Origin of the sequence: Pseudomonas sp. KBS0707 (assembly GCF_005937945.2) — a bacterium.
In the GTDB taxonomy this organism is placed as follows: domain Bacteria; phylum Pseudomonadota; class Gammaproteobacteria; order Pseudomonadales; family Pseudomonadaceae; genus Aquipseudomonas; species Aquipseudomonas amygdali.
This window is the reverse complement of sequence record NZ_CP041754.1, coordinates 5,438,102-5,464,320: the sequence shown is the minus strand read 5'-3', so window position 1 is coordinate 5,464,320 and position 26,219 is coordinate 5,438,102. Positions and strand designations below refer to the sequence as shown.

Sequence of the window (26,219 nt, the reverse complement as noted above, 5' to 3'; positions counted from 1 at the left end):
TTCAACAAGGCAGGTGATTTATGAAGCAATATCTGGAACTGGTCGCACATGTGATCAAGCACGGGACCTTGCAAGCCAACCGTACCGGCGTGAACACCATCAGCTTTCCGGGTGCGATGCTGCGTTATGACTTGCAGGAAGGCTTTCCGGCCATCACCACACGGCGCATGGCGTTCAAATCGGCCATCGGCGAAATGGTCGGCTTCCTGCGTGGCGTGAACAATGCTGCCGAATTCCGCGAGCTGGGCTGCAAGGTCTGGGACCAGAACGCCAACGAAAACGCCCAGTGGCTGAACAACCCGTTCCGCAAGGGAGAGGATGACTTGGGCGAAATCTATGGCGTGCAGTGGCGCAAGTGGCCTGCCTACAAGCGTATCGATGCCGGCAATGTCGCAGCCATCGAACTGGCGCTTGGTCAGGGTTATCGCCAGATTGCCGAATCGGAAGAGGACGGCCAGTCGTTCGTAGTGCTGTACAAGGCCATCGACCAGATTCGCCAATGCGTCGACACCATCATCAATGACCCAGGCAGCCGCCGGATCCTGTTCCACGGCTGGAACTGCGCACAGCTCGATGAAATGGCCCTGCCGCCGTGCCACCTGCTGTACCAGCTGCACCCGAACCCGCAGACCCGCGAAATCTCGCTGACGCTGTACATCCGTTCCAACGACCTGGGCCTCGGCACGCCGTTCAACCTTACCGAAGGCGCTGCACTGCTGAGCCTGATCGGCCGCCTGACCGGCTACACCCCACGCTGGTTCACCTACTTCATCGGCGACGCCCACGTGTACGAAAACCACCTGGACATGCTCAACGAACAGATGACCCGCGAGCCGTACCCGATGCCGAAACTGGTCATCTCCGATCGTGTACCCGAGTTTGCCAAGACCGGTGTGTATCAGCCTGAGTGGCTGGAGCTGATCGAGCCTTCCGACTTCACACTGGAAGGCTACCAGCACCATCCGGCAATGACGGCGCCGATGGCGGTTTGAGCCCGTAAGAGAGCGAATCTAGCGCTGTGCTATAGTTTCAGCGCACACCCCCCTGACCTTGTTCAATGGAATCGACTATGTTTTTCAATCGGATTGGACATCGTAGCGATACGAAGAAGGCTGAAGACGAGGCCTTCATGCAGGCAATCAAGAGCATCGACTCTCTGGTGGTAAGGGTGGCCGCATGTCCATGGACGCCAAAGAAATCGAAGCCTTGGTTCGTTCCTCTCGCGACAAGGCTAAAAAACTGGTCACACCGCAAGCTGAATCCTGATAAATGGCTTTTTTACTTCTTCTGCCATTACTCGTCAGTGGCTTTTTGGTGTGCCTGAAGGATCCCACCGTTTACTGCAGGCTGCATCGCTATGAAGGCCAGATGCTTTACTTGCAGGTGGGGCGATACGGTATTTACTGCTTTGTAGCGGCCATGTGTGTCACCGCAGTCCTTGCAGGACTGTTCTCGCATGACTGGGGTGTGTTGTGTCCCGAATGGCTGCAAACGGCAAACGCTGCCTCGCCAGTCTGTTTTGCCGTGAACACCGATTTCATGGGTGCTTTAAGCCAAGTAGGGCAGGATTTTGACATCGCTGGCAGGAATTTTAGCCAAGTGGGTGTGTTCCTTGCATTGTCAGGTTTACTGACCTTTGTAATGCCAGACCTGGGGGCTTTTTTTACTGTCAGGATTCTCAAGTGGCAACTGGGCGCCAGTAAAAAAGAAGAAATTGTGGCCTATCTGCTGGGTGAGTCTGTAGATCACAGCCCTATCTGCTCGACTCTTTTCGATGCATTTGTCGAAAAGGATGAAGTGATGATCACGATGGCAGATCGAAAGGTCTACGTCGGCTACATCATGGATGTCGGAGCCCCTACCGAAGTGACGGGTGTGAATCAGGAGATTCTGCTCATTCCCACCGTCAGTGGCTATCGGGATAAAGACACCCTCAGAGTGGTGTACACGACCGATTATCCAAGCGACACACCGCTCAGGCCTATTGGTTTTCGGCAGGAAAATATCGTCTCGATCAGCGTCTTCAGCGAGGAAGTACGCGAAGCGTTCAAGCGCGCTGACTCTGGGCGGGCGGGTGAAGAGGCAGCGAAAGAGAAAGCTGCCAAGGATCAGCTCGTAAAGGCGATCACTGAGCTTGTGGCGGTGGTGCAAGCTGCGCAGCGCTGAACCAGAGATTTCAAACCTGTCTCAATGCCCATGACTCCTCCCCACATGTGAAGCCTCGCCCTCTGGCGCTGCAACAGCGCCCGTCACTTCCAGCCTCTCAAGTATCGCGCAGTGTTCTGCCGCGCCATCGCTGCAGCGGCGGCGCAGGTCGAGTAGTTGTTCCTGAAGCGCTTGCAGGCTCGCGACCCGGGCGTTGACGTGTTCGATGTGTTCGTCGATCAGCGCATTGACGCTTTCGCACTGGTCCTGCGGGCTGTCGCGCAGGCTGAGCAGGTTGCGGATTTCCTCCAGGGTCATGTCCAGGCTGCGGCAGTTGCGGATAAACGACAGACGCTCCATGTGTGCTTGGGTATACAGCCGGTAGTTGCCATCGCTGCGGGCAGGTGCGGGCAGCAGGCCTTCGCGCTCGTAATAGCGGATGGTTTCGACCTGGGTGTCGGTCAGTTTTGCCAGTTCGCCGATTTTCATTTGGACTCATCTCGTTTGAGTGCTTGACCCTATAGTGGCTACAGGGTGTTCACTTGGCAACAAGCAGAATCCTGGAGCGCAAAGAATGGGTACGACGATCAAGAATTCCCCCGCACATGACCATGACCACGACCACGATCATGACCACGGCGAGCATGCGCCTGAGCAAAAGCCCGTAGAACATGCTCATGCATGCTGCTCCAGCGATGCACAACCTGCTGTGGTGACCTTTAACGATGCGCTGGCATCAGGTAGTCGCTTGAGCAGCTTTCGTATCGAAGCCATGGATTGCCCGACTGAGCAAACCCTAATCCAGAACAAGCTGGGCAAGCTTGCCGGGGTGCAGAAGCTTGAGTTCAACCTGATCAATCGCCTGCTGGGCGTCTGGCACGATCTGCCGTCCACCGACCCGATTCGTGAGGCCATCAGTTCGCTGGGCATGCAGGCCGAGCCGGTCGAGGAGAGCGCAGCGTCTGATCAAGCGGCTCCGGTCGTGAAGAAACACTGGTGGCCGCTGGCATTGTCCGGCGTTACTGCACTGGGTGCTGAAGTGGTCCATTTGGCGTCACTCGGCCCGACCTGGGTCGTTGCTCTGCTGGCGCTGGTGTCGATCTTCAGTTGTGGGCTGACGACTTACAAGAAGGGCTGGATCGCGCTCAAGAACTTCAACCTGAATATCAATGCCCTGATGAGCATTGCGGTGACCGGTGCAATTCTGATCGGGCAGTGGCCTGAAGCGGCAATGGTGATGTTTCTGTTTACTGTGGCCGAGTTGATCGAAGCCAAGTCCCTCGACCGTGCGCGCAACGCAATCAGCGGGCTGATGCAGTTGACGCCAGAACTGGCCACCGTTAAACAGGCGGACGGCAGTTGGCAGGAAATTGAAGCTAAAAGCGTCGAAATTGGCGCTATTGTCCGCATCAAGCCAGGTGAGCGCGTAGGGCTCGACGGCGAGGTGGTGTCCGGTAACTCGACCATCGATCAAGCGTCGATCACAGGTGAAAGCCTGCCGGTCGAGAAGACTGTCGGCGACAAGGTATTCGCGGGCACTATCAATCAGGCGGGCTCGCTGGAATATCGTGTGACCGCTGCGGCGAACAATTCGACGCTGGCGCGCATCATCCATGCGGTAGAAGCGGCTCAGGGTTCGCGTGCGCCGACCCAGCGCTTCGTCGACAGCTTCTCGCGCATCTATACGCCGGTGGTGTTCGTTGTCGCCTTGGGCGTGGCGCTGATTGCGCCGCTGTTTTTCGGCGGCGAATGGTTTGACTGGGTTTACCGCGCGCTGGTGTTGTTGGTAGTCGCTTGCCCCTGTGCGCTGGTGATTTCTACGCCGGTGACCATCGTCAGCGGTCTGGCGGCAGCGGCGCGCAAAGGCATCCTGATCAAGGGCGGCGTTTATCTGGAAATGGGCGAGAAGCTTGATTACCTTGCCCTCGACAAGACCGGCACGCTGACCCACGGCAAGCCCGTGCAGACCGACTACGTGCCACTGGACCCGACGGTCGCCGACACTGCGCCGGCCATTGCTGCGAGCCTTGCGGGTCGCTCCGATCACCCGGTTTCCCAGGCGATTGCCAAGGCGGCTGACAGCAGCCTGAAGCTGCATGAGGTCTCGGCGTTTGAAGCCTTGGGTGGACGCGGTGTGAAGGGTGCAATCAACGGCCAGATGTATCACCTGGGCAACCATCGCCTGGTTGAAGAGCTGGGTCTGTGTTCGCCGGAGCTGGAGGCGAAGCTCGATGTTCTGGAAATGCAGGGCAAGACCGTGGTGCTGTTGCTGGACACCTCCGGTCCGATCGCGCTGTTTGCGGTGGCTGACACTGTCAAGGAAACCAGCCTTGAAGCCATCGCTCAGTTGCATGAGCTGGGCATCAAAACGGTCATGCTGACTGGCGACAATCCGCACACCGCCAAGGCGATTGCCGATCAGGTCGGTATCGACGAAGCGCAAGGCAACTTGCTGCCTGCCGACAAGCTGAGTGCCATCGAGGCCCTTTATGCTCGCAACCACCGTGTAGGCGTGGTGGGTGACGGCATCAATGATGCACCGGCGCTGGCTCGGGCCGAGATTGGTTTTGCGATGGCGGCAGCGGGTACTGATACTGCTATCGAGACGGCAGATGTCGCCCTGATGGACGATGATCTGCGCAAGATACCGACGTTCATTCGCTTGTCCCGTCGGACCTCGGCAGTGCTCAAGCAGAACATTGTTCTGGCAATCGCGACCAAGGTGTTGTTTATCGGCATCACGTTTGCGGGCATGGCGACCATGTGGATGGCTGTGTTTGCCGACATGGGCGTGAGTTTGCTGGTGGTGTTCAACGGGCTGCGGCTGCTCAAAAAGTGAACAGTCGAGGGCGTTGAAGGGCGGACGCGGAGCGTCCAGAACGGCATTCCCACGCAGAGCATGGGAACGATAATCATGGCCATCGGCTCCGATCACTGGCTATCGCTCCCACGCTCTGCGTGGTAGCGCTTTTATGGACGCTCTGCGTCCGACTTAGTCAGCCAAACCGCTCCTGTCCCCAGGCAATGAAGGTTTCCAGCAGTGGCTTGAGCACGGCGCGGGTCGGCTCGGCCAGGTCCGGGCGGTAGTGGAAGGGCACGAACTCCTCCATGTAGGTGCTTTGCGCCAGTTCCAGCTGCACCGCATGGATGTTGTTGGCCGGGTCGCCATAGTGGCGGGTGATGTGGCCGCCCTTGAAGCGCCCGTTCAACACATGGCTGTAGTCTTTGGCCGCAGCGCAGACCTGCTCCATTCAGCTGGCCAGCTCCGGGTCGCAGCTCACACCATTGAAGGTACCGAGGTTGAAGTCCGGCAGGCGACCGTCGAACAAATGCGGAATGTGCCCGCGAATCGAGTGGGCGTCGAACAGCAGCGCATAGCCGAACTCATCACGCATTCGCTGCAGCTCCTGCTCCAGCGTCTGATGATAGGGCGTCCAGATCTGCTGCAGATACAGCGCCCGCTCTTCGGCACTCGGTGTCTGCCCATCTTTGAACAGCGGCACGCCATCGAACAGAATCGACGGGAACAGGCCAGTGGTCGCGCCAGCGTACATCGGTTTGTCGTCGGAGGGCCGATTAAGGTCGATGACAAAACGCGAGTATTCAGCGGCCAGGGTACTGGCACCCAATTCAGCAGCAAAGTCATACAGGCGCGGGATATGCCAGTCAGTGTCCGGCAGGCTCAGGGCTTCGTCCACCAGCGCGGCTTCGACCACCGGGGTCAGTTTCAGACCGGCATGCGGCATGCTGATCAGCAGCGGAACGCGGCCACGTTTGAATGTCAGAACGTTATCCACAGGACTCTCCTTCAGATCGATGATTCGACGCCGTGGCGCACGATGCGTTTATCCAGATCGCCGCCCAGCCAGTAGGCCAGATCAGCCGGTCGCTCAATGTCCCAAGCGACGAAATCCGCTACCTTGCCGACCTCCAGCGAGCCGTGGGTCGCGCTCATGCCCAGTGCCTTGGCGGCATTGAATGTCACACCCGCCAGTGCCTCTTCAGGTGTCATGCGAAACAGCGTGCAGGCCATGTTGAGCATCAGACGCAACGACAGCCCTGGCGAGGTGCCGGGGTTCAGGTCGGTGGAAATCGCAATCGGCACGCCGTGCTTGCGCAGCGCTTCCATCGGCGGCAGCTGTGTTTCACGGAGGAAGTAAAACGCCCCCGGCAGCAGCACTGCGACGGTCCCGGCAGCGGCCATGGCGACGGCATCGTCTTCGGTCATGAACTCCAGATGATCCGCCGACAGCGCCTTGTAATGTGCCGCGAGGCTTGACCCGCCCAGCGAAGAAAGCTGCTCGGCATGCAGTTTGACCGGCAGTGCCAGTTGCCCTGCGCTGATGAACACCTGCTCGACCTGCGCAGGCGAAAACGCCAGGTACTCGCAGAACGCGTCCACGGCATCCACCAGCCCTTCGGCAGCCAGTGCTGGCAGCATGTCATTGCAGATGTGATTGATATAGTCGGCGGCGCGATCCGCGTATTCCGGTGGCAGGGCGTGGGCGGCCAGACAGGTGGCGCGTACGGTGACCGGTTGGGTATTGCCCAGACGGCGGATCACCCGCAGGATCTTGCGCTCGTTTTCCAGGTCCAGCCCATAACCTGACTTCATCTCGACGGTAGTCACGCCGTCCTTGAGCAAGTGTCGCAAGCGTCGCTCGGCGCTGGCGTACAGCTCATCTTCACTGGCCGCACGAGTCGCGCGCACCGTGCTGGCGATACCGCCGCCTGCTGCGGCAATCTCGGCGTAGCTCACACCCTGGAGACGCTGTTCGAACTCACCGCTGCGGTTGCCGCCAAACACTGTGTGCGTATGACAGTCGATCAGGCCGGGCGTCACCCATGCTCCGCCCAGATCGATGCAGTTGTCATGTTCCGGCTCGGCCAGCTCGGTTTCAGGCCCGATCCACTCGATGAGCGCTCCGGAGGTCACGATGGCGGCATTCTCGATGATCGAGTATTTACCGTGCGCCATGCTTGCGATGTGACAGTGTTTCCAGAGCGTTTTCATTTCGGGCCTCTTTGGTCAATGGGGATTGTTGAGCGCCTTTGGCTTGACCCACAACCCGTAGGCGATGAGCAGCAGCACAATCCAGATTGCGCCGACGATCAAGGCTGCACGGTTGTCCGGGAAATAGCCCAGCACGCCGAAGATGAACAGCATGAAGACGATGGCGGCGGCCGGTCCGTAAGGCCAGAACGGCACCGCGAATTTCAGTTGTGCGGCCTCGTCGCGGTTCATCGAACGGCGCATGGCAACCTGGGTGAGCAGAATCATCAGCCAGACCCAGACCGTGGCAAACGTTGCCAGCGAGGCGATCAGCAGGAACACGTCCTTGGGGATCAGGTAATTGAGCAGCACGCCGCCCAGCAACGCGATGCCCATGACCAGCACGGTCATCCACGGCACACCATGCCGTGACAGGCGCGCAAAACTGGCGGGTGCCTGACCGTCACGGGCCAATCCGTACATCATGCGCCCGGCGCCGAAGATGTCGCTGTTGATGGCCGACACCGCAGCAGAGATGACCACGATATTGAGGATAGTCGCCGCCGATGCAATGCCCAGATTGTCGAAAATCTGCACGAACGGGCTGCCTTGGGTGCCGATCTGCGGCCACGGGTAAATGCACATCAGCACAAACAGTGTCAGCACATAGAACAGCAGAATGCGCAACGGTACGGCGTTGATCGCCTGTGGCAGGCTGCGTTGCGGGTCCTTTGCCTCACCGGCCGTGATGCCGATGATTTCGATGCCGCCGAAGGCAAACATCACCACCGCAAACGAAGCGATCAGGCCGGTGACGCCGTTGGGCATGAAGCCGCCGTGTGCCCACAAGTTGCTGATGCCTATTTCGGTGCCGCTGGTCGAGCTGCCGATGCCGAAGATCATGATGCCGAAGCCCGCGACAATCATGGCCACGATGGCGCTGACCTTGAGGATCGACAGCCAGAATTCGGTTTCGCCGAAGACTTTCACATTGCACAGGTTGAGCGCGCCGATCAGGAACACGATGCCCAGCACCCAGATCCAGCGCGGCACCTCCGGAAACCAGAAGCCCATGTAAATGCCGAATGCGGTCACGTCGGCGAGGCAGACAATGATCATTTCGAATGCGTAGGTCCAGCCCAGTACGAAGCCGGCCAGCGGGCCCATGTAGCGCGTGGCGTAATGGCTGAACGAGCCGGAAACCGGGTCGTGAACGGCCATTTCGCCCAGTGCGCGCATCACCATGTACACCGCCGCGCCGCCGATCAGGTACGCCAGCAATACGGCCGGACCGGCCTGTTGAATCGCCGAGGCCGAGCCGTAGAACAACCCTGTGCCGATGGCAGAGCCCAGGGCCATGAAGCGTATGTGGCGGGCGGATAACCCGCGTTTCAAACCATCTTGTGACGTCATTTCAGGTCCATTTCATTACATACAGGTATGGCAAAAGCCGCGAAAACGCCTGCAACCGGCTTCCCGCAGCAATGACCAAAGCGAGCCCTGCCAGGCTCGCGGTACATCACAAACTCGGTAGCAGACGTGCAGGAACCAGCGGGTTCAGGCAAGTGGAGGACAACAGCTGACTGGCAGCTTCGATGTCCGGTGCAAAAAAACGGTCCTTTTCATAGAACGGGACCTTGCTGCGCAACAGGCTGCGGGCTTGCTCCAGTTTCGGAGAGGTTTTCAGACCCTCACGCAAGTCCAGACCCTGGCAGGCAGCCAACCATTCTACGGCAAGAATCCCGCGAACGTTTTCTGCCATTTCCCATAACCGCTTGCCAGCGGCCGGGGCCATCGACACATGGTCTTCCTGATTGGCGGATGTCGGCAGGCTGTCGACGCTGTGCGGATGAGCCAGCGCCTTGTTTTCACTGGCCAGCGCGGCGGCCGTGACCTGCGCGATCATGAACCCGGAATTGACGCCGCCGTTGGCGACCAGGAAGGGCGGCAGTTGCGACATGTGCTTGTCCATCATCAGCGAAATACGCCGTTCGCTGAGCGAGCCGATCTCGGCAATGGCCAGTGCCAGATTGTCTGCGGCCATGGCGACCGGCTCGGCGTGAAAATTGCCACCGGATATGACGTCGTTCTCGGCGGCGAACACCAGCGGGTTGTCGGACACCGCATTGGCTTCGATTTCCAGCACTTCGGCGGCTTGGCGCAACTGGGTCAGGCATGCGCCCATGACCTGCGGCTGGCAGCGCAGCGAGTAGGGGTCCTGAACCTTGTCGCAGTTGCGGTGCGACTCGGACACGCCACTGCTTTCGCCTAGCAAGTCGCGGTAGCAGGCAGCAGCATCGATCTGCCCGCGCTGACCGCGTGCTGCATGAATACGTGCATCGAAGGGTGAGCGCGAACCGAGCACGGCTTCGACGGTCAGCGAGCCACAGGTCAACGCCGCAGCGAACAGGTCTTCGCCCTCGAACAAGCCGCGCAGTGCATACGCGGTGGATACTTGCGTACCGTTGAGCAGCGCCAACCCTTCCTTGGCTGCGAGGGTCAGCGGTTGTAGTCCCGCGACAGCCAATGCATCGACAGCATTCAGCCATTCGCCCTTGTAACGCGCCTTGCCTTCGCCCAACAGCACCAGCGACATGTGCGCCAGTGGAGCCAGGTCACCCGAAGCGCCGACCGAACCCTTGAGCGGAATATGCGGATAGACCTCGGCATTGATCAACGCGATCAACGCATCGATCATCACCCGACGAATACCCGAGAAGCCACGGCTCAGGCTGTTGACCTTGAGCACCATGATCAAGCGCACCAGATCATCGCTGATCGGCTGACCAACACCGGCTGCATGCGACAGCACCAGCGAACGCTGCAGATTTTCCAGGTCTTCGCTGGCAATCCGCGTCGAGGCGAGCAGGCCAAAGCCGGTGTTGATCCCGTAGGCGGTGCGGTTCTCGGCCAGAATGCGTTCGACACAGGCGACGCTGTCGTCGATCTGCTGGTCTGCGCTGCTGTCCAGCGTCAGGCTGACCGGCTGCTGATGAATGGCGCGCAATTGCGCCAGGGTCAGTTGGCCGGGGATCAGGTTCAGCGTCTTGGCAGATAAGGTGGTCACGATGCAGCTACTCCTTGATTAATGTCAGCAACGGCGTGTGGCCGTCCGCCGCTTTTTATAGGGTTGCCGCATGATCGCGGCAGTGCTGGAAAACCCTTTCCAGCGATGTTGCGTCTTTGAGCAGGGCCGCGCTGCTGGCGATATCAGGGGCCAGCCAGCGGTCTTCATCGTAGGCCGGAATCCGCTCGCGCAGCAGTCGCCACGCAGCACCTGTACCCACGCCAAACCCTTGCGCCTTGAGGAATTCGAACGCCTGGGCCGCCAGCAAATACTCGATGGCCAGAATCTGTGTGACGTTGCCTAGCACTTTGTGCAGCTTGAGCGCGGCACTGGTGCCCAGGCTCAGATGGTCTTCCTGCAGGCCGGAGGTGACGTAGTTATCGACCACCGCCGGTTGCGCCATCTGGCGGTTTTCCGCGCACAGCGAGGCGGCGACGTACTGAACGATCATCATCCCCGAATTCACCCCCGGCTGGCTGACCAGAAACGCCGGCAGGCCGCTGACCATCGGGTTGATCAGGCGGTCGAGACGTCGCTCGGCGATGGAGCCCAGTTCTGCCAGCGCCATGCACAGCAGGTCTGCCGCCATCGCCACCGACTGGCCATGCGGGTTGGCCTGAGACACCACGCGCCAGTCATCGGGCGTGTCGAGCAGCATGGGGTTATCGGTGACCGAGTTCAGCTCGGTCTCGATCTGGCGAATGGCATGAGCCAACTGATCGCGGGTTGCGCCATGCACGTGGGGAATCGAGCGGATGCTCAGCGCGTCCTGGGTACGAATGCCCTGGCGGCTGGCAAGCACTTCGCTGCCCGCCAATACGCTGCGCAGGTTTTTGCCCACCTGCTGCATACCGGGATGTGGTTTGAGGGCAAGAATGCTCTCATCGAATGCATCCAGCTGACCGCCCAGTGCTTCGAAGGTCATCGCGCCGATCACGTCGGCCCATTGGCTCAGGCGCTCGGCATCGGCAATGGCCAGGCAGCTCAGGCCGGTCATGCATGGCGTGCCATTGACCAGACACAAGCCGTCCTTGGCACCGAGAATCACCGGAGCCAGACCTTCTTCATTCAAGGCCTGCTCAGCCGGGACGATCTGCCCGCGATAGCTGACCTGACCGACGCCCAGCAAGGCGATGCCGACGTGCGCCATGTGGGTCAGGTAACCCACCGAACCCTGCGATGGCACGTGTGGCGTAATGCCCCGATTGAGCAAGGCCAGCAGCGCTTCGACCACTTGCCGGTGAATGCCGGATTTACCCTGGCTGTAATTGAGGATTGCGGCGCAGATGATTGCGCGAGTCTGCTCGTCGGCCAGCGGCGCACCCACGCCGCAGGCATGGCTGAGCAGGGTATTGCGCGACAGGCGACTGAGCTGTTCGCCTTGCAGCGATACGTTGCACAGCGCGCCAAGCCCGGTGTTCACGCCATAGGCGCGTTCGCCGCTGACGACAATCTGCTGCACGATGGCCTGCGCGTTATCGATCCGCGCCCAGGCGGCATCCGACAACACCAGTTGCGCGCCTTGCCGGGCTACGGCGACTACGTCCTGCCAGCCCAGCGGGGCTTCACCGATGACGATCTGTTCTGCTCGCGACATCTGCAACGGTCCTTAAAGGGTGGCCACGCGGCGCTGAACGAAACGGTCCACGTAATCGTCGGCGGGCGAGTGAAGGATTTCTTTCGGTGTACCGACCTGAATCAAGCGCCCGTCCTTGAGGATCGCGATGCGATTGCCGATGCGTACCGCTTCGTCCAGGTCGTGGGTAATGAACACGATGGTCTTGTGCAGGCTGGCTTGCAGTTCCAGCAACTGGTCCTGCATCTCGGCGCGAATCAACGGGTCGAGGGCGCTGAACGCTTCGTCCATCAGAATGATGTCGGTGTCGGCTGCCAGTGCTCGTGCCAGACCGACGCGCTGGCGCATGCCACCGGAAAGCTGGTGCGGGTATTTGTTTTCGTAGCCCTTGAGGCCTACGGTCGTTATCCAGTGCTGCGCGCGTTCCTGGCACAGCGCCTTGCTCTCGCCGCGCACTTTCAGGCCATACGCGACGTTGGCCAGCACGGTCTTGTGCGGCAGCAGGCCGAAGCTCTGGAACACCATGCTGATCTTGTGCCGACGGAATTGGCGCAGCGCCTCCATGTCGTAGCGCAGGATGTCTTCACCATCAACCAGAATCTCGCCGCTGGTAGGGTCGATCAGGCGGTTGAAGTGGCGTACCAGCGTCGATTTGCCGGAACCGGACAGGCCCATGATGACGAAGATTTCGCCACTGCCGATCGACAGCGACAGGTCGTTGACCCCGACCACGCAGCCAGTTTGCGCCAGTACCTGATCCTTGCTCTGGTTCTGTTTGATCAGCGCCAGTGCTTCCTTTGAGCGGTTGCCAAAAATCTTGAATACGTTTTTAACGACGATCTTGCTCGGTTCCACGCTGCTCATTTGTGCGCCTCATGCCGTGGGCGGCCATAGGCCTGCGTGATACGGTCGATGACGACCGCCAGAATGACGATGGCCAGACCCGCTTCCAGCCCGCGTCCGAGGTTGAGCGTCTGAATGCCCACCAGCACGTCTTCACCCAGCCCGCGTGCGCCGATCATCGAGGCGATGACAACCATCGACAGCGCCATCATGGTGGTCTGGTTGATCCCGGCCATGATGCTCGGCATGGCCAGTGGCAGTTGCACACCAAACAGCTGCTGCCAGCGGTTGGCACCGAAGGCGTTGATGGCTTCCATCACTTCACCGTCAACCTGACGAATGCCCAGGTCGGTCAGACGAATCAATGGCGGCGCGGCATAGATCACCGTGGCGAAGATGGCCGGGACCTTGCCCAGGCCGAACAGCATCAGCACCGGAATCAGGTAAACGAAGCTGGGCATGGTCTGCATGATGTCCAGCAACGGCATCAGCACCGAGCGCAGGCGATTGCTGCGCGCGGAGAGAATGCCCAGTGGAATGCCGATCAGTACCGCAATGATCGTGGCGACCAGCATCAGCGCCAATGTCTGCATCAGCTTGTCCCACAACCCGACCGCACCGACCAGAAACAGCAGGCCGACGATGACCAGCGTCGTGACGATCTTGCGTGTCGCGTGCCAGGCAATGCCGCCAACGATTATCAGCATCAGCCACCACGGCGCAATGCGCAGCAGGCCTTCGAGGTTGACGATGGCCCATAGCAGGGTGTCGGAAATGTGCCGGAACACATCGCCATACTGAGTCACCAGCGAGTCGACCCCGTCGTTGACCCAATTGGCGATCGAGAAAGTGAAGCTTTCAGGAAACATAAGCGGCTCTCAAATGAGGTGTGTCGGGTCAACGTCAGGGCAGTCGGATTTGTCAGTCCGATTGCCCTTTCGTTTACAGCGAAGCGTCCACCTTTTTCGCGGCGTCTTCGCTGACCCATTTGTGCCAGACTTCGGGGTGCTCTTTCAGGAAAATCTTCGCCAGCTTCGGCGATTCGATACGTTCCTTGGCCATGCGCCCCAGGTTCTGGTTGAGCAGGTCGATAGGCAGGTTGACCTTTTCCAGGATGGCGAACAGTTCAGGGGCCTCATCGTGGAACACTTTGGACACGCCGACCTTGATATCGATCGTCTTGTTGACCCCGGCTTTCTCCTCCAGACGCACCAGGTCCACCTGGCCCATGAGCGGAGTTGGCGACCAGTAGTAGGTCAGGATCGGCTCGCCACGTTTGTAGCTGGAGAGAATAGCCGCATCCAGCGCAGGGCCGGTGCCCGGGCGGAAGTTGGTGTATTTGCTTTCCAGGCCATAGCTCTTGAGCATTTCGCTGTTTTCCAGCTCGCAGGTCCAGCCAGCCGGGCAGTTGTAGAAGCGGCCTTTGCCGGGCTCTTCCTGATCCTTGAACACCGCCGAATATTGGGCCAGATCGCTGATGGATTTCAGGTTGGGTGCCTTGGCTTCAAGCTTGCGTTTGGCATCGCCTTCGATCACATAGCGGGGCACATACCAGCCTTCCACTGCGCCAACGATAGGCGCGCCGACACCGACCACTTTCCCGGCTGCGGCGGCCTTGTTCCAGACCTCGCTGCGACCGACCCATTCTTCGGCAAAGATCTGGATATCGTTGGTGCTCAAGGCGTTTTCCATGGCGATGGAATTGCCGGGCAGGGCGTCAACGGTGCAGCCGTAACCCTTGTCCAGAACGACCTGCAGAATGTCGGTCAGCAGCATCGCGCTTTCCCAGTTAAGACCGGCGAACTTCACCGGCTTGCCTGATTCGCACCAGCCGGCAGCCTGACTTGCGCCTGCGCTGGCGAGCAGGCCAGCGGATACCAGGGTGGTCAGCAGGGCCTTTTTCATATTCATTATCGATGCTCCTAAGCCTGAAATGGATGACGGCAGCTTCAAGTAGGCATCCGGCCTGTGGGCATGTTCATGCCCGTTCCCCCGAGTCTGTCGGTTTGATAACCGCAGCCCCCTTAACGTCCGATCATCGGCAGGTTCAAGCCCTGCTCTCTGGCACAGTCGATGGCAATGTCATAACCGGCATCGGCATGGCGCATCACACCGGTGGCCGGGTCGTTATGAAGGACGCGGGCGATGCGTTCGGCGGCTTCGTCCGTACCGTCACAGACGATCACCATGCCGGAGTGCTGCGAGAAGCCCATGCCCACGCCGCCGCCGTGGTGCAGCGAAACCCAGGTCGCGCCGCTGGCGGTGTTGAGCAGGGCGTTGAGCAGCGGCCAGTCGGAGACGGCATCGGAGCCATCGCGCATGGATTCGGTTTCGCGGTTGGGGCTGGCGACCGAACCGGAGTCCAGGTGGTCGCGACCGATCACCACCGGTGCCGACAGCTCGCCGCTGCGGACCATTTCATTGAACGCCAGACCCAGCTTGGCGCGCTGACCCAGGCCGACCCAGCAGATACGCGCTGGCAAGCCCTGAAAGCTGATGCGCTCGCGGGCCATGTCCAGCCAGTTGTGCAGGTGATCGTCGTCCGGAATCAGTTCCTTGACCTTGGCGTCGGTCTTGTAGATGTCTTCTGGGTCACCCGACAGCGCGGCCCAGCGGAACGGGCCGATGCCACGGCAGAACAACGGGCGGATGTAGGCCGGGACGAAACCGGGGAAATCGAAGGCATTGGCAACGCCGACTTCCTTGGCCATCTGGCGAATGTTGTTGCCATAGTCGAAGGTCGGAATGCCCGCTTGCTGGAACGCAAGCATGGCTTCGACGTGTTCGGCCATGGATTGCTTGGCGGCTTTTACGACATTGGCCGGTTCACTGACCGAGCGGACGCGGTACTCGTCCCAGGTCCAGCCTTTGGGCAGGTAGCCATTGAGCGGGTCGTGGGCGCTGGTCTGGTCGGTGACCATGTCCGGACGCACGCCGCGACGGACCATTTCCGGCAGAATTTCTGCTGCGTTGCCGCACAGGGCGATGGAGATGGCTTTGCCTTCGGCGGTGTATTTGGCAATGCGCGCCAGAGCGTCATCCAGATCAGCGGCCTGTTCGTCGACGTAGCGGGTCTTGATGCGGAAATCGATACGGCTCTGCTGGCATTCGATGTTCAGCGAGCAGGCCCCGGCCAATGTCGCGGCCAGCGGCTGCGCGCCACCCATGCCGCCCAAACCTGCGGTCAGCACCCAGCGGCCCTTGAGATTGCCGTCATAGTGCTGACGTCCGGCTTCGACGAAGGTTTCGTAGGTGCCTTGCACGATGCCCTGGCTGCCGATGTAGATCCAGCTGCCTGCGGTCATCTGGCCATACATTGCCAGGCCCTTGGCATCCAGTTCGTTGAAGTGCTCCCAGCTGGCCCAGTGCGGCACCAGGTTGGAATTGGCGATCAGTACGCGCGGGGCGTTGCTGTGGGTCTTGAACACACCAACCGGCTTGCCGGACTGCACCAGCAGGGTCTCATCATCGTTGAGCTGAGTGAGGCTTTCGACGATTTTGTCGTAGCACTCCCAGTTGCGCGCAGCGCGACCGATGCCACCATAAACCACCAACTCGTTGGGGTTCTCGGCGACTTCCGGGTCGAGGTTGTTCATCAACATGCGCAGCGGCGCTTCGGTCAGCCAGCTTTTGGCTGTCAATTGAGTGCCGCAGGCAGCCTGTACGACGCCTTCGCGATGGCGGGTCCAGTTCTGCTTCAGGTCTTGATTATTCTCGGTCACAAAAAAATCCTCGGCGATCAATGCGAACCAGCCCGTTGAAGGGCGAACAGTGCCTGGCGAAGCAGGCCGATTCAGTCCAGTAGAAAGACAGAATGTCTAGCCTGTCTCTACTTGTATATACAAGCATATGCAATCAGAAGACCAACTTTGTCTGGCGGCTGTTCATTGATCGTTCGATGACCCTGCGGCTCAGTGTTTTCAGGGGGTAGCGGACTTTGCCGAGCAGGCGAACAATGTGTGAGGCGAGGTCAGGCGTGTTACCTGAAGCGTGATTTGCGCGCTTTTGGGGCGGCAGGTAACAGAATGGTGCGGTAAATGTGCGCAGGGTCGCCGGGTCAACATCGGTTATTTATGGATGCCTGAAAAATCCCCGTTAGGAGGGCCTGAATTGTGTTGCCTGAGGCTGGGAACGATCCCGCTCAAGCATGCGTCATACCCAAGCCTGAGCGAGCATTCACTGGCCCCCGATTAGTCTTTACGGGCACTTTCATGTTTAAATTGAACGCTCGTTCAAGTTAAACCGGTGGTTCGCTGCCCGCTCACAACAGGAGGCTTACCCTTGCCGTATCCGCTTTTTGCAGTTGGTTTTATCAGTCCGGAGGCACGCAACCGATGAGCTCTCCGAGTACTTCTTCAAGCGGCAACGTCCGCATGAACGCTCCAGTGTTCTACTTCGCTGCGAGTTTTATTCTGATTTTCGGCATCGTCGTGATCGCGTTCCCGCAAGCCAGCGGCGAATGGCTGCTGGCGGCGCAAAACTGGGCGGCCAACACGGTCGGCTGGTACTACATGATGGTCATGACCCTGTACCTGGTCTTCGTGGTGGTCACCGCCTTGTCGGGCTTCGGCAAGATCAAGCTCGGTGCCGACCACGACGAACCCGAGTTCAGTTACCTGTCATGGGCTGGCATGCTGTTCGCCGCGGGGATCAGCATCACGCTGTTCTTCTTCTGCGTTTCAGAGCCACTGACGCACCTGCTGCAACCGCCGCAGGGCGAAGGCGGTACGGCTGAGGCCGCGCGTCAGGGCATGCAGTTGCTGTTTCTGCACTGGGGCCTGCATGGCTGGGGCGTGTTTGCCTTTGTCGGCATGGCGCTGGCCTACTTCGCTTATCGCCACAACCTGCCGCTGGCCCTGCGTTCGGCGCTGTACCCGCTGATCGGCAAGCGCATCAACGGCCCTATAGGCTATGCAGTCGACGGCTTCGGCATCATAGCGACCATTTTCGGCTTGGGCGCAGACATGGGCTTCGGGGTACTGCACCTGAATTCCGGTCTGGATTACCTGTTTGGCGTGGCGCATACCCACTGGATTCAGGTCGGTCTGATCACCCTGATGATGGGCGCGGCGATTCTGGTGGCGATCGCAGGTGTCGACAAAGGCGTGCGCGTCATGTCCGACATCAACATGCTGCTGGCCTGTGCGCTGCTGCTGTTCGTGCTGTTTGCCGGCCCGACTCAGCACTTGCTCAACACGCTGGTGCAGAACATCGGTGACTACCTGGGTGCGCTGCCGAGCAAGAGCTTCGACGTCTACGCCTATAAAGAACCGAGCGACTGGCTGGGTGGCTGGACCGTGTTCTATTGGGCCTGGTGGATTGCCTGGGCGCCATTCGTGGGTCTGTTCATTGCGCGTATTTCCCGTGGCCGGACCATCCGTGAGTTCGTCTTCGGTGTGTTGCTGATCCCGCTGGGCTTCACCCTGGCGTGGATGTCGATCTTCGGTAACAGCGCCATCGATCAAGTGCTCAACCACGGCATGACTGCGCTGGGCCAGTCGGCCATCGATGATCCGTCGATGACCCTGTACCTGCTGCTGGAAACCTATCCGTGGAGCAAGACGGTCATTGCGGTCACGGTGTTCATCAGCTTTGTGTTCTTCGTGACGTCGGCCGATTCGGGCACTGTGGTGCTGTCGACGCTGTCAGCCAAAGGCGGCAACCCTGACGAAGACGGTCCGAAATGGCTGCGGGTGTTCTGGGGTGTGGCGACTGCACTGATCACCAGCGGCCTGCTGTTCTCGGGCAGTATCGATGCGCTTAAATCAGCGGTGGTGCTGACGTCGTTGCCGTTCTCGCTGATCCTGCTACTGATGATGTGGGGCCTGCACAAAGCGTTCGTCATGGAATCCCAGCGCCAGATTGCGCAACTGTATTCGCTGGCACCAGTGTCCGGCTCACGACGTGGCGGCTGGCGTCAGCGTCTGAGCCAGGCCGTGCATTACCCGTCGCGAGACGAGGTGTATCGCTTCCTTGACCAGACCGTGCGTCCAGCGATTGATGAAGTGACAGCGGTGTTTGTCGAGAAGGGCTTGAGCGTGGTCAACGTACCTGACCCTTCCAACGACTCGGTGACCCTGGAAATTGGTCATGGCGAAGAGCGTCCGTTCATCTATCAGGTGCAGATGAAGGGCTTTTTCACCCCTTCGTTCGCCCGTGGCGGCATGGGTTCCAAACAGCTGAACAACCGCCGCTACTACCGCGCCGAGGTTCACCTGAGCGAAGGCAGTCAGGACTACGACCTGGTGGGCTACACCAAGGAGCAAGTCATCAACGACGTGCTCGACCAGTACGAACGGCATATGCAATTTCTGCATCTGGTGCGGTGATAGGGGATTAAGAGCACCTATCGTTCCTCACGCTCTGCGCCGCGCCCCATGTTCAGGCGAGGACGCAGAGCGTCCAGAACGGCATGCGACGCGGAGCGTCGCACGATGGCTGAAGTCATCGTTCCACGCCCCCCAGCGTAGGCTCGAGATTGCGTCGGGCTCATGTACTCTCGCGCTCTACCAACCTGCACTCCAGCAAATTCAGCCGTTGTATGTCTCCCTCCACCGGCAACACGCCAAGGCTTTCAAGCACACGCGTTGCGGCCAGTACGCCGATCTCCAGCGCTGGCGGTTTGATGGTGGTCAGGCTAGGGAGCATCATTTCTGCGAAGGCGTAATCGCCAAAGCCCATCACGGCACAATCCTTCGGTATATGCAGGCCTGCGCGCTGGCTGGCGAGCAGGGCGCCGGCTGCCAGGTTGTCGTTGGCGAAGAAGATGGCGTCGGGGCGCGGTGTTTGGCTCATTAGTGTTTCCATGGCCTGTTTGCCTGCTTCGAACGGCGCCCGTCCGGCGTCCGGGACAAAGACCCACGGTTTGATGCCGAGCCCTTCCAGTGTGGCGATATAGCCGTCACGCCGCTCCAGTGCGCTGAAGTCGCCTGCAATGCTGTTCTGCACGAACGCGATGCGGCGGTAGCCCTTGTCGTACAAATAGCGGGCTGCCGTGACGCCGACGTCATAGTGAGAAAAGCCAATCTGGATCGGGCTGCGTTCGGGCTGGTGGTCCCAGGTTTCGATCACCGGGACATCGGTCTGCTCGATCATTTTCTCGGTAGCCGGGCTGTGGAAACGACTGGTCAGCACCAGCGCAGCCGGAGACCAGCCCAGAAACGCCCGTACTGCGCTTTCTTCCTGTTCGGCGGAAAAGTAGCTGGAGGCCAGCAGCAACTGGAAACCGTGCTGGCTCAGCGTGTCGCTGAAACCCTGAATGGTGTTGGCGAAGATAGGCCCGGAGATGTTGGGAATCACCATCGCTACCACCCGGCTGCGCGCCGACGCCAGGCCGCCTGCCACCAGATTGGGCACATAGCCCAGCGCATTGACCACGGCTGCAATTCGCTCACGCAGTTCAGGCGAGACTTGCTCCGGCTGATTGAAATAGCGCGATACGGTAATGGCCGAGACACCGGCCTCACGCGCCACTGCCGTGATCGTCACCCGGCCTGCGCCTCGGCGTTTGCGTGTCGCGGGTTTCTCGTCGGCCATGCTCGATCACTTCGTATAAAAGTAAAAAGAATATAAAACTAATTTTTCAGTATTGGACGATCTATTCGCCGTTTCCTGATACTGGCGATGTTAGCGCTAACAAACATGGTTTGTCTGCTACTCGCCACCGCGAATGCCCGGACCCGGTTTAGCCAGCAATCAACAGGCGCCAGTGCGTATCGCATTGTCGGATCAGGGCATATTTCAGGTAGGCACGCAGATGCACACAACACGTGGGGATGGCGTCAAATACACACTTCTGGCGCAAGCCATCGATCAGGCTCATGTGGCGCGGGGGCGCCGTTATGGCTGGCTGTTGATGGGGCTTGCGGCGTTGCCATGGGTTCCGGCAATGGCAGATAACGCAGCAACGCAGAGCACTGAAACGGTAGCGCTGGAGTCCGTCACCGTAACGGCCACGCGCCGTGAAGAGTCGTTGCAAAAAGTACCGGTCGCAGTTTCGGTGATTCAGGGCGAGCAACTGGAGCGGGACAATCGCAACGGCGTGGCCAGCATCGTGCAGCAAGTGCCTTCGCTGAATTTCCGTACCGGTGCGTCCAACAAGGACACCTCGCTGTTCATTCGCGGTGTCGGCACCATTTCCACCTCGCCGGGTGTCGAGCCGACGGTGGCGACAGTGATCGATGGCGTGGTGTATGCACGTCCGGGCCAGGCCACGCTGGACCTGCTCGACCTTGAGCGCATCGAAGTGCTGCGCGGCCCGCAAGGTACGTTGTTCGGTAAGAACGCCTCGGCTGGCGTGCTCAACGTCACCACCAAGGCGCCGACCGAAGAGACCCACGGTTACATCGATCAGTCGTACTACAGCGGTAACGAAAGCCGCACCCGTTTCGGCATCAGCGGCAGTCTGATTCCGCAAACCCTCAAGGGCTCGATTACCACGCTGTTCGGCAGCTATGACGGCAACGTCGATAACAAGCTCAACGGTCAGGAGGTCAACGGTTACAACCGCAAGGGCGCGCGCGGCAAGCTGGAATTCACACCCAACGACGACATCACCTTCACCCTTGCCGCGGACTACATGCAGTCCCATGACGACGCGCCCAATGGCGTAGTGAGCAAGGCGCTGACCCCAGCGTTCGCCAGTGCGCTGTCACCGGTGCGCGCCGACAGTGACAACCGTGATGTGCTCAGTGATTACCGCAGCCATGTCGAGGACGTCAACAAGGGCCTGTCGGGCCAGCTTGACTGGCAACTGGGCGATTACACCCTGACCTCCATCACCGCCTGGCGGGGCTGGGATAACATCCAGTATCAGGATGGCGACCGTCTCGGCACCGTCACCGCTGCATTCCCCGGCACCGAAGACAAAGGCGATCTGGAGTTCAATCAGTACTCTCAGGAGCTACGTCTGGCATCGCCAAAGGGCCAGTTTGTCGAGTATGTCGGCGGTCTGTTCTATATGCATGGCAAGAGCGACGAGACCTACCAGCGCACGCTCATCACGCCAACCCGTCAGGACCGTGGTATCGCCGATTACAGCACCACCACCGACAGCTATTCGGTATTCGGCGAAACCACCTTCAACTTCACCCCGGACTTCCGTGCGATTGCCGGGGCGCGCTGGACCCACGACGATCTGGAATACGACCATCGCCGCGTTTCGACATCGGCGACCACGGTCAGCGGCATTCAGCCTGCGACCAGCAGTTCCGGTTCGGTGGACGAGGATGGCAAGTCCGGTCGGCTGGGTCTGCAGTACGACCTGAACGACAGCGTGATGACCTACTTCACCTACTCGCGCGGCTATAAAGGCCCGGCTTACAACGTGTTCTTCAACATGCAGCCGCGTGACACCGACGCTTTGAAACCGGAGACCTCGAACACCTGGGAAGTCGGCGTCAAGGCCACCACCTGGAACAATCGCCTGACCACCAACCTGGCGGTGTTCCATAGCGATTACGATAACTATCAGGCGAACTTCTTCGACAGCGTTGCCGGGCAGGTCGTTACGCGGCTGATCAACGCAGGCAGTGTCAGTACTGAAGGCGTCGAACTGGATTACGCCTTGCAGGCCACCCGTAACCTGAAATTCTCCGGCGCGCTGTCTTACACCAAGGCGCGCATCGACAGCTTTGCCTGCCCGGCCGGTGCAGCGGCGTCGTGCAACGTCGATGGCAAAACCCTGCCGTATAGCCCTGACTGGAAAAGCTACGTTCGTGCCGACTACACCATCCCGCTGGACAACGGTCTGGATATCGAGCTGGGCACCGATTACAGCTGGCAGAGCGAAGTGCAGTACGACATCAGCCAGAACCCGGACACCAAGCAGGGCGCTTATGGCATCTGGAATGCCAGCGTGGCATTGGCCGATTACAACAGTGGCTGGCGCGTGGCGCTGCTCGGCAAGAATCTGGCAGACAAGTCCTATTCGCCGATGCTGGCCACCGGTGGTAGCTATGTTTACCGGTCTGTACCGCGTGATGACGAGCGTTATTTCGGCGTACAGCTACGCAAGGATTTTTGAGTCGTGGCACGCGGTAACACAGTAAGGAGTGAAGAATGAGCACGACTGCTCGACAGATGAAACTCGGCGCTTTTCTGATGGCCACCGGGCACCACGTTGCGGCTTGGCGTCACCCTGATGTGCCTGCCGATGCAGGGCTGGATTTCAAGCACTATCGGCACGTGGCCAAGGTCGCGGAAGCGGCAAAATTCGACACGTTGTTCGTGGCCGACAGCGTGGCTGCCGCCACCGGCGATATCGCCAGCCGCATGGCCCGCTCTGATCATTTCGAGCCGCTGACCCTGCTCTCGGCGTTGAGCGCGGTGACCGATCACATCGGTCTGATCGCGACGGCGACCACCACCTACAACGAGCCGTATCACGTTGCTCGCAAGTTCGCCTCGCTGGATCACTTGTCCGGGGGGCGAGCGGGCTGGAATCTGGTGACCTCCGATGCCGCCGCTGAAGCGCAGAACTTCGGTCGCGCCGAGCATGTGGGGCATGTCGAGCGTTATAGCCGCGCACGGGAGTTTCATCAGGTGGTGACCGGCCTGTGGGACAGCTGGGCAGATGACGCGTTTAACCGCGACAAGAGCAGCGGTGAATATTACGACCCGGCCAAATTACATGTGCTCAATCATCACGGTGAGCACTTCAGTGTCAAAGGCCCGCTGAACGTGGCGCGTTCGCCGCAAGGGCAGCCCGTGGTCGTGCAGGCGGGTTCCTCTGAAGTCGGCCGCGATCTGGCGGCGCAGACCGCGGAAGTGGTGTTCACCGCACAGACCTCGCTGGCCAGTGCCCAGGCGTTTTATGCGGACATCAAGGGCCGCCTTGGCGCATACGGACGTGACGCAGATTCGCTGAAAGTCATGCCCGGCGTGTTCATTGTCGTGGCCGAAACCGAGGCGTTGGCGAAAGCGAAATTCGAGTCGTTTCAGGAGCTGGTCGAACCTCAGGTGGGTGTCGCGCTGTTAGGCCGTATGCTGGGCAATTTCGACCTGTCGGGCTACCCGCTGGACGGCCCGTTGCCAGAGCTGCCGCTAACTGACAGCGGCCAGCGTAGTCGGCAGAAACTGCTCACCGAACTGGCCGATCAGGAAAACCTGACCCTGGCGCAACTGGGACGGCGGATTGCCGGTGGGCGAGGGCATTACAGCCTGATCGGTACGCCTGAGCAGATCGCCGATGAGCTGCAAACCTGGTTCGAACACGGCGCGGCAGACGGCTTCAACGTGCTGGTGCCGCATTTGCCGGGAGGTCTGGAAGACGTCGCGCAATTGCTAGTGCCGGAGCTGCAGCGGCGTGGGCTGTTTCGTACTGAATATGAAGGCACAACGTTGCGCGAGAACCTGGGGCTGCAGCGGCCTGCTTATAGATTTTGATAATTCCCGTACCAGATACCGAGCCTGGCTGCAGAGAGGTGACGCGGAGCGTCACGGGATGCATGCCAACGCGGAGCATTGGCACGAGAGTCGACCGAGAAAGGATTACCCATGAAACCATTCACCTTCATCGCCGCCATTCTGGCTTTCAGCGGCTTGCTCAATACAGCCTCAGCCGACGAACCTGACACGCTGCGCATTGGCTATCAGAAGGGCTCGATCACGCTGGTGCTGGCCAAGGAACATGGCCTTCTGGAGAAGCGCTTTGCTGCTACAAAAGTCAAATGGATCGAATTCCCGGCCGGGCCGCAGATGCTTGAGGCTTTGAATATTGGCAGTCTGGACATTGCGTCCACCGGTGACATCCCGCCGATCTTTGCTCAGGTCGCAGGCGCAGACCTGGTCTACATCGGCGCAGAACCGGCCAAGCCACAGGCAGAAACCATACTGGTGCGCAACGAAAGCCCGCTGCACAGCGTGGCAGAGCTGAAAGGCCGCAAGGTCGCGCTTCAGAAAGGCTCCAGCTCGCATAACGTGGTGTTGCGCTTGTTGAACAAGGCAGGGTTGACGTTCAAGGATATTCAGCCGATTTACCTGACCCCCGCCGATGCCCGCGCCGCCTTTGAAAACGGCAGTGTCGATGCCTGGGCAATCTGGGACCCGTACTACTCCATCGCCCTGAACGAAGGCCATAGCCGCCTCTTGGCCAATGGCGAAGGACTTGGACTGTCCGGGCCGTTCTATACCGCACGCCGGGCTTTTGCCGAGAAAAATGCGGCGTTTGTGCAGCAGGTTCTCGACGAACTGACGGTGGCCGATGGGCTGACTCGCTCGCAACGCAACGAAAGCATTCAGATCCTGGCGCGCAGCATGGGCTTGTCCGAAGCGGTCATCACTCAGTATCTTGATCATCGACCTGAATCACCCAGCCTGCCGATCACAGCCGAGATCGTGCGTGCGCAGCAGGCGACCGCCGATCTGTTTTACGACAACCACCTGATACCCAAGCGGGTCGATATCCAGCAGGTTGTCTGGCAAAAGCCATGATTCCGGCGTTGCGAACAGGCGTCGCCTGTTCGCAAACGCAATCAAGACGCCTCGAATATCCCCCAGACAAGAGAGGATTCAATGACCTACATCGCTGCCGAAAATCGTTACGAAGACATGCCTTATCGCCGTACCGGCCGCAGCGGGCTGGTGCTTCCGGCACTGTCTTTGGGCTTGTGGCACAACTTCGGTGACAGCACGCCGATCGACACCCAGCGTGCCATGCTGCGCACGGCGTTCGATCTGGGCATTAACCATTTCGACCTGGCCAACAACTATGGCCCGCCGTACGGCAGCGCCGAGATCAACTTCGGCCGTCTGCTGCGCGAAGACTTCAAGCACTACCGTGATGAACTGATCATCTCCAGCAAGGCTGGCTGGGACATGTGGCCGGGCCCATACGGACAGGGCGGTGGTTCACGTAAATACGTGCTCGCCAGCCTTGATCAGAGCCTGCAGCGCATGGGCCTGGATTACGTCGATATTTTCTACTCGCACCGCTTCGATCCGGACACCCCGCTGGAAGAAACCGCCAGCGCGCTGGCTACGGCAGTGCAGCAGGGCAAGGCGTTGTATATCGGCATCTCGTCGTATTCCGGGGCCAAGACCCGCGAAATAGCGGCGCTGCTCAAAGAGTGGAAAGTGCCGTTGTTGATTCACCAGCCGGCTTACAACCTGCTCAACCGCTGGGTCGAGAAAGACCTGCTCGATGCGACCGAAGAGCTGGGCGCTGGCGTGATCGCATTTACCGCGCTGGCCCAAGGGCTGCTGTCGGACAAATACCTGAACGGCGTGCCCAAGGATGCGCGGGTCAATCGTCCGGGCGGCGGCTCGTTGCAGGCTTCGCACCTGTCCGAGCAGAACATCGCCCACGTGCGTGCGCTCAACGAAATCGCCCAGCGTCGTGGTCAGAGCCTGGCACAAATGGCCCTGGCCTGGACGCTGCGTGACCCGCGCGTGACGTCAGCGCTGATCGGTGCGAGCCGTCCCGAGCAGATTGTCGAAAACGTCGGCGCGCTGAAGAACCTGGCGTTCAGCCCGGAAGAACTGGCCGAGATCGACAGCTTTGCGGTGGAAGGCGGAATCAACCTGTGGGAAAAACCGTCACTGGCTGAGTGATGCGGTGCTGAGCTGCGCGTTACACGCAATTCCTGAGATGACTA

Annotated in this window: 19 protein-coding genes and 2 pseudogenes; 9 read left to right on the top strand and 12 right to left on the bottom strand. The window is 59.8% G+C overall.

Annotation, left to right across the window (positions count from 1 at the left end; genetic code table 11):
- Nucleotides 1-20: 20 nt before the first annotated feature.
- From FFH21_RS26190 to FFH21_RS30100, 3 genes and pseudogenes are all read left to right on the top strand, one after another.
- Nucleotides 21-992: a thymidylate synthase gene (locus FFH21_RS26190; protein ID WP_002555742.1), complete on the top strand. Its 972-nt coding sequence runs from the start codon at nucleotides 21-23 to the stop codon at nucleotides 990-992.
- Between the two features lie 77 nt (nucleotides 993-1,069).
- Nucleotides 1,070-1,266, top strand: a pseudogene (locus FFH21_RS26185) (hypothetical protein).
- A gap of 3 nt (nucleotides 1,267-1,269) precedes the next feature.
- Nucleotides 1,270-2,166 (top strand): hypothetical protein, encoded by an 897-nt coding sequence (locus FFH21_RS30100; protein WP_004654996.1) that lies wholly within the window; start codon nucleotides 1,270-1,272, stop codon nucleotides 2,164-2,166.
- A 21-nt stretch (nucleotides 2,167-2,187) separates the two neighbouring features.
- On the opposite strand, the gene cadR is transcribed toward FFH21_RS30100, so the two are convergent.
- Nucleotides 2,188-2,634 (bottom strand): Cd(II)/Pb(II)-responsive transcriptional regulator, encoded by a 447-nt coding sequence (gene cadR, locus FFH21_RS26175; protein WP_004654994.1) that lies wholly within the window; start codon nucleotides 2,632-2,634, stop codon nucleotides 2,188-2,190.
- A 49-nt stretch (nucleotides 2,635-2,683) separates the two neighbouring features.
- Nucleotides 2,684-2,824: a hypothetical protein gene (locus FFH21_RS30700; RefSeq protein WP_230383636.1), complete on the bottom strand. Its 141-nt coding sequence runs from the start codon at nucleotides 2,822-2,824 to the stop codon at nucleotides 2,684-2,686.
- A 30-nt stretch (nucleotides 2,825-2,854) separates the two neighbouring features.
- Here FFH21_RS30700 and FFH21_RS26170 point away from each other — a divergent pair, with 30 nt between their 5' ends.
- Nucleotides 2,855-4,984: a heavy metal translocating P-type ATPase gene (locus FFH21_RS26170; RefSeq protein ID WP_230851388.1), complete on the top strand. Its 2,130-nt coding sequence runs from the start codon at nucleotides 2,855-2,857 to the stop codon at nucleotides 4,982-4,984.
- A gap of 157 nt (nucleotides 4,985-5,141) precedes the next feature.
- Here the strand turns inward: FFH21_RS26170 and hutG are convergent.
- The 9 genes and pseudogenes from hutG to hutU form a co-directional block, all read right to left on the bottom strand.
- Nucleotides 5,142-5,942 (bottom strand): annotated as a pseudogene (hutG, locus tag FFH21_RS26165) (N-formylglutamate deformylase).
- Between the two features lie 11 nt (nucleotides 5,943-5,953).
- Complete coding sequence (gene hutI / locus FFH21_RS26160) at nucleotides 5,954-7,159, bottom strand: imidazolonepropionase (protein WP_011169778.1); 1,206 nt, start codon at nucleotides 7,157-7,159, stop codon at nucleotides 5,954-5,956.
- 15 nt (nucleotides 7,160-7,174) lie between these two features.
- Complete coding sequence (locus tag FFH21_RS26155; protein WP_004663273.1) at nucleotides 7,175-8,551, bottom strand: amino acid permease; 1,377 nt, start codon at nucleotides 8,549-8,551, stop codon at nucleotides 7,175-7,177.
- 106 nt (nucleotides 8,552-8,657) lie between these two features.
- The gene (gene hutH, locus FFH21_RS26150) at nucleotides 8,658-10,205 is read right to left on the bottom strand and encodes a histidine ammonia-lyase (protein ID WP_011169777.1); all 1,548 of its coding nucleotides are present in this window, start codon (nucleotides 10,203-10,205) and stop codon (nucleotides 8,658-8,660) included.
- A 55-nt stretch (nucleotides 10,206-10,260) separates the two neighbouring features.
- Nucleotides 10,261-11,802 carry a histidine ammonia-lyase gene (gene hutH / locus FFH21_RS26145; RefSeq protein ID WP_011169776.1) on the bottom strand — a complete coding sequence of 514 codons (1,542 nt, stop codon included), beginning with the start codon at nucleotides 11,800-11,802 and terminating at the stop codon, nucleotides 10,261-10,263.
- 12 nt (nucleotides 11,803-11,814) lie between these two features.
- Nucleotides 11,815-12,645 carry a glycine betaine/L-proline ABC transporter ATP-binding protein gene (locus FFH21_RS26140; protein WP_004654975.1) on the bottom strand — a complete coding sequence of 277 codons (831 nt, stop codon included), beginning with the start codon at nucleotides 12,643-12,645 and terminating at the stop codon, nucleotides 11,815-11,817.
- On the bottom strand, nucleotides 12,642-13,493 hold the full coding sequence (locus FFH21_RS26135) for a proline/glycine betaine ABC transporter permease (protein WP_011169775.1): 852 nt from the start codon (nucleotides 13,491-13,493) through the stop codon (nucleotides 12,642-12,644). Before FFH21_RS26135 ends, FFH21_RS26140 begins: the two co-directional genes overlap by 4 nt.
- Nucleotides 13,494-13,566: 73 nt before the next feature.
- Entirely contained in the window at nucleotides 13,567-14,535 is a 969-nt protein-coding gene (locus tag FFH21_RS26130) for an ABC transporter substrate-binding protein (protein ID WP_004654970.1), read from the bottom strand.
- A 113-nt stretch (nucleotides 14,536-14,648) separates the two neighbouring features.
- Complete coding sequence (gene hutU, locus FFH21_RS26125; RefSeq protein WP_230383635.1) at nucleotides 14,649-16,325, bottom strand: urocanate hydratase; 1,677 nt, start codon at nucleotides 16,323-16,325, stop codon at nucleotides 14,649-14,651.
- 672 nt (nucleotides 16,326-16,997) lie between these two features.
- Here hutU and betT point away from each other — a divergent pair.
- Nucleotides 16,998-18,953 (top strand): choline BCCT transporter BetT, encoded by a 1,956-nt coding sequence (betT, locus tag FFH21_RS26120; protein WP_205897542.1) that lies wholly within the window; start codon nucleotides 16,998-17,000, stop codon nucleotides 18,951-18,953.
- Nucleotides 18,954-19,113: 160 nt separating this feature from the next.
- Here betT and FFH21_RS26110 read toward each other — a convergent pair whose 3' ends face one another.
- Nucleotides 19,114-20,160: a LacI family DNA-binding transcriptional regulator gene (locus FFH21_RS26110; RefSeq protein WP_002555728.1), complete on the bottom strand. Its 1,047-nt coding sequence runs from the start codon at nucleotides 20,158-20,160 to the stop codon at nucleotides 19,114-19,116.
- Nucleotides 20,161-20,332: 172 nt separating this feature from the next.
- On the opposite strand from FFH21_RS26110, the gene FFH21_RS26105 reads away from it, so the two are divergent.
- The 4 genes from FFH21_RS26105 to mgrA all read left to right on the top strand — a co-directional run bounded on the left by FFH21_RS26105 (nucleotide 20,333) and on the right by mgrA (nucleotide 26,175).
- Nucleotides 20,333-22,648 (top strand): TonB-dependent receptor, encoded by a 2,316-nt coding sequence (locus FFH21_RS26105; protein WP_011169772.1) that lies wholly within the window; start codon nucleotides 20,333-20,335, stop codon nucleotides 22,646-22,648.
- Nucleotides 22,649-22,683: 35 nt separating this feature from the next.
- Nucleotides 22,684-24,009 carry an LLM class flavin-dependent oxidoreductase gene (locus FFH21_RS26100; protein ID WP_011169771.1) on the top strand — a complete coding sequence of 442 codons (1,326 nt, stop codon included), beginning with the start codon at nucleotides 22,684-22,686 and terminating at the stop codon, nucleotides 24,007-24,009.
- A gap of 111 nt (nucleotides 24,010-24,120) precedes the next feature.
- A complete protein-coding gene (locus tag FFH21_RS26095) occupies nucleotides 24,121-25,056 on the top strand; it encodes a sulfonate ABC transporter substrate-binding protein (protein ID WP_004663283.1) in 936 nt (311 codons plus the stop codon).
- 81 nt (nucleotides 25,057-25,137) lie between these two features.
- Nucleotides 25,138-26,175: an L-glyceraldehyde 3-phosphate reductase gene (gene mgrA / locus FFH21_RS26090; protein WP_004654952.1), complete on the top strand. Its 1,038-nt coding sequence runs from the start codon at nucleotides 25,138-25,140 to the stop codon at nucleotides 26,173-26,175.
- Nucleotides 26,176-26,219: the final 44 nt, after the last annotated feature.

Excerpts from the sequence above, each read along its gene's own strand:
- FFH21_RS26190 (WP_002555742.1), top strand. The coding sequence starts at position 21 with ATGAAGCAATATCTGGAACTGGTCGCACATGTGATCAAGCACGGGACC.
- FFH21_RS30100 (WP_004654996.1), top strand. The coding sequence starts at position 1,270 with ATGGCTTTTTTACTTCTTCTGCCATTACTCGTCAGTGGCTTTTTGGTG.
- cadR (WP_004654994.1), bottom strand. The coding sequence starts at position 2,634 with ATGAAAATCGGCGAACTGGCAAAACTGACCGACACCCAGGTCGAAACC.
- FFH21_RS30700 (WP_230383636.1), bottom strand. The coding sequence starts at position 2,824 with ATGAGCATGTTCTACGGGCTTTTGCTCAGGCGCATGCTCGCCGTGGTC.
- hutI (WP_011169778.1), bottom strand. The coding sequence starts at position 7,159 with ATGAAAACGCTCTGGAAACACTGTCACATCGCAAGCATGGCGCACGGT.
- FFH21_RS26155 (WP_004663273.1), bottom strand. The coding sequence starts at position 8,551 with ATGACGTCACAAGATGGTTTGAAACGCGGGTTATCCGCCCGCCACATA.
- hutH (WP_011169776.1), bottom strand. The coding sequence starts at position 11,802 with ATGTCGCGAGCAGAACAGATCGTCATCGGTGAAGCCCCGCTGGGCTGG.
- FFH21_RS26140 (WP_004654975.1), bottom strand. The coding sequence starts at position 12,645 with ATGAGCAGCGTGGAACCGAGCAAGATCGTCGTTAAAAACGTATTCAAG.
- FFH21_RS26135 (WP_011169775.1), bottom strand. The coding sequence starts at position 13,493 with ATGTTTCCTGAAAGCTTCACTTTCTCGATCGCCAATTGGGTCAACGAC.
- FFH21_RS26130 (WP_004654970.1), bottom strand. The coding sequence starts at position 14,535 with ATGAATATGAAAAAGGCCCTGCTGACCACCCTGGTATCCGCTGGCCTG.
- betT (WP_205897542.1), top strand. The coding sequence starts at position 16,998 with ATGAACGCTCCAGTGTTCTACTTCGCTGCGAGTTTTATTCTGATTTTC.
- FFH21_RS26110 (WP_002555728.1), bottom strand. The coding sequence starts at position 20,160 with ATGGCCGACGAGAAACCCGCGACACGCAAACGCCGAGGCGCAGGCCGG.
- FFH21_RS26100 (WP_011169771.1), top strand. The coding sequence starts at position 22,684 with ATGAGCACGACTGCTCGACAGATGAAACTCGGCGCTTTTCTGATGGCC.
- FFH21_RS26095 (WP_004663283.1), top strand. The coding sequence starts at position 24,121 with ATGAAACCATTCACCTTCATCGCCGCCATTCTGGCTTTCAGCGGCTTG.
- mgrA (WP_004654952.1), top strand. The coding sequence starts at position 25,138 with ATGACCTACATCGCTGCCGAAAATCGTTACGAAGACATGCCTTATCGC.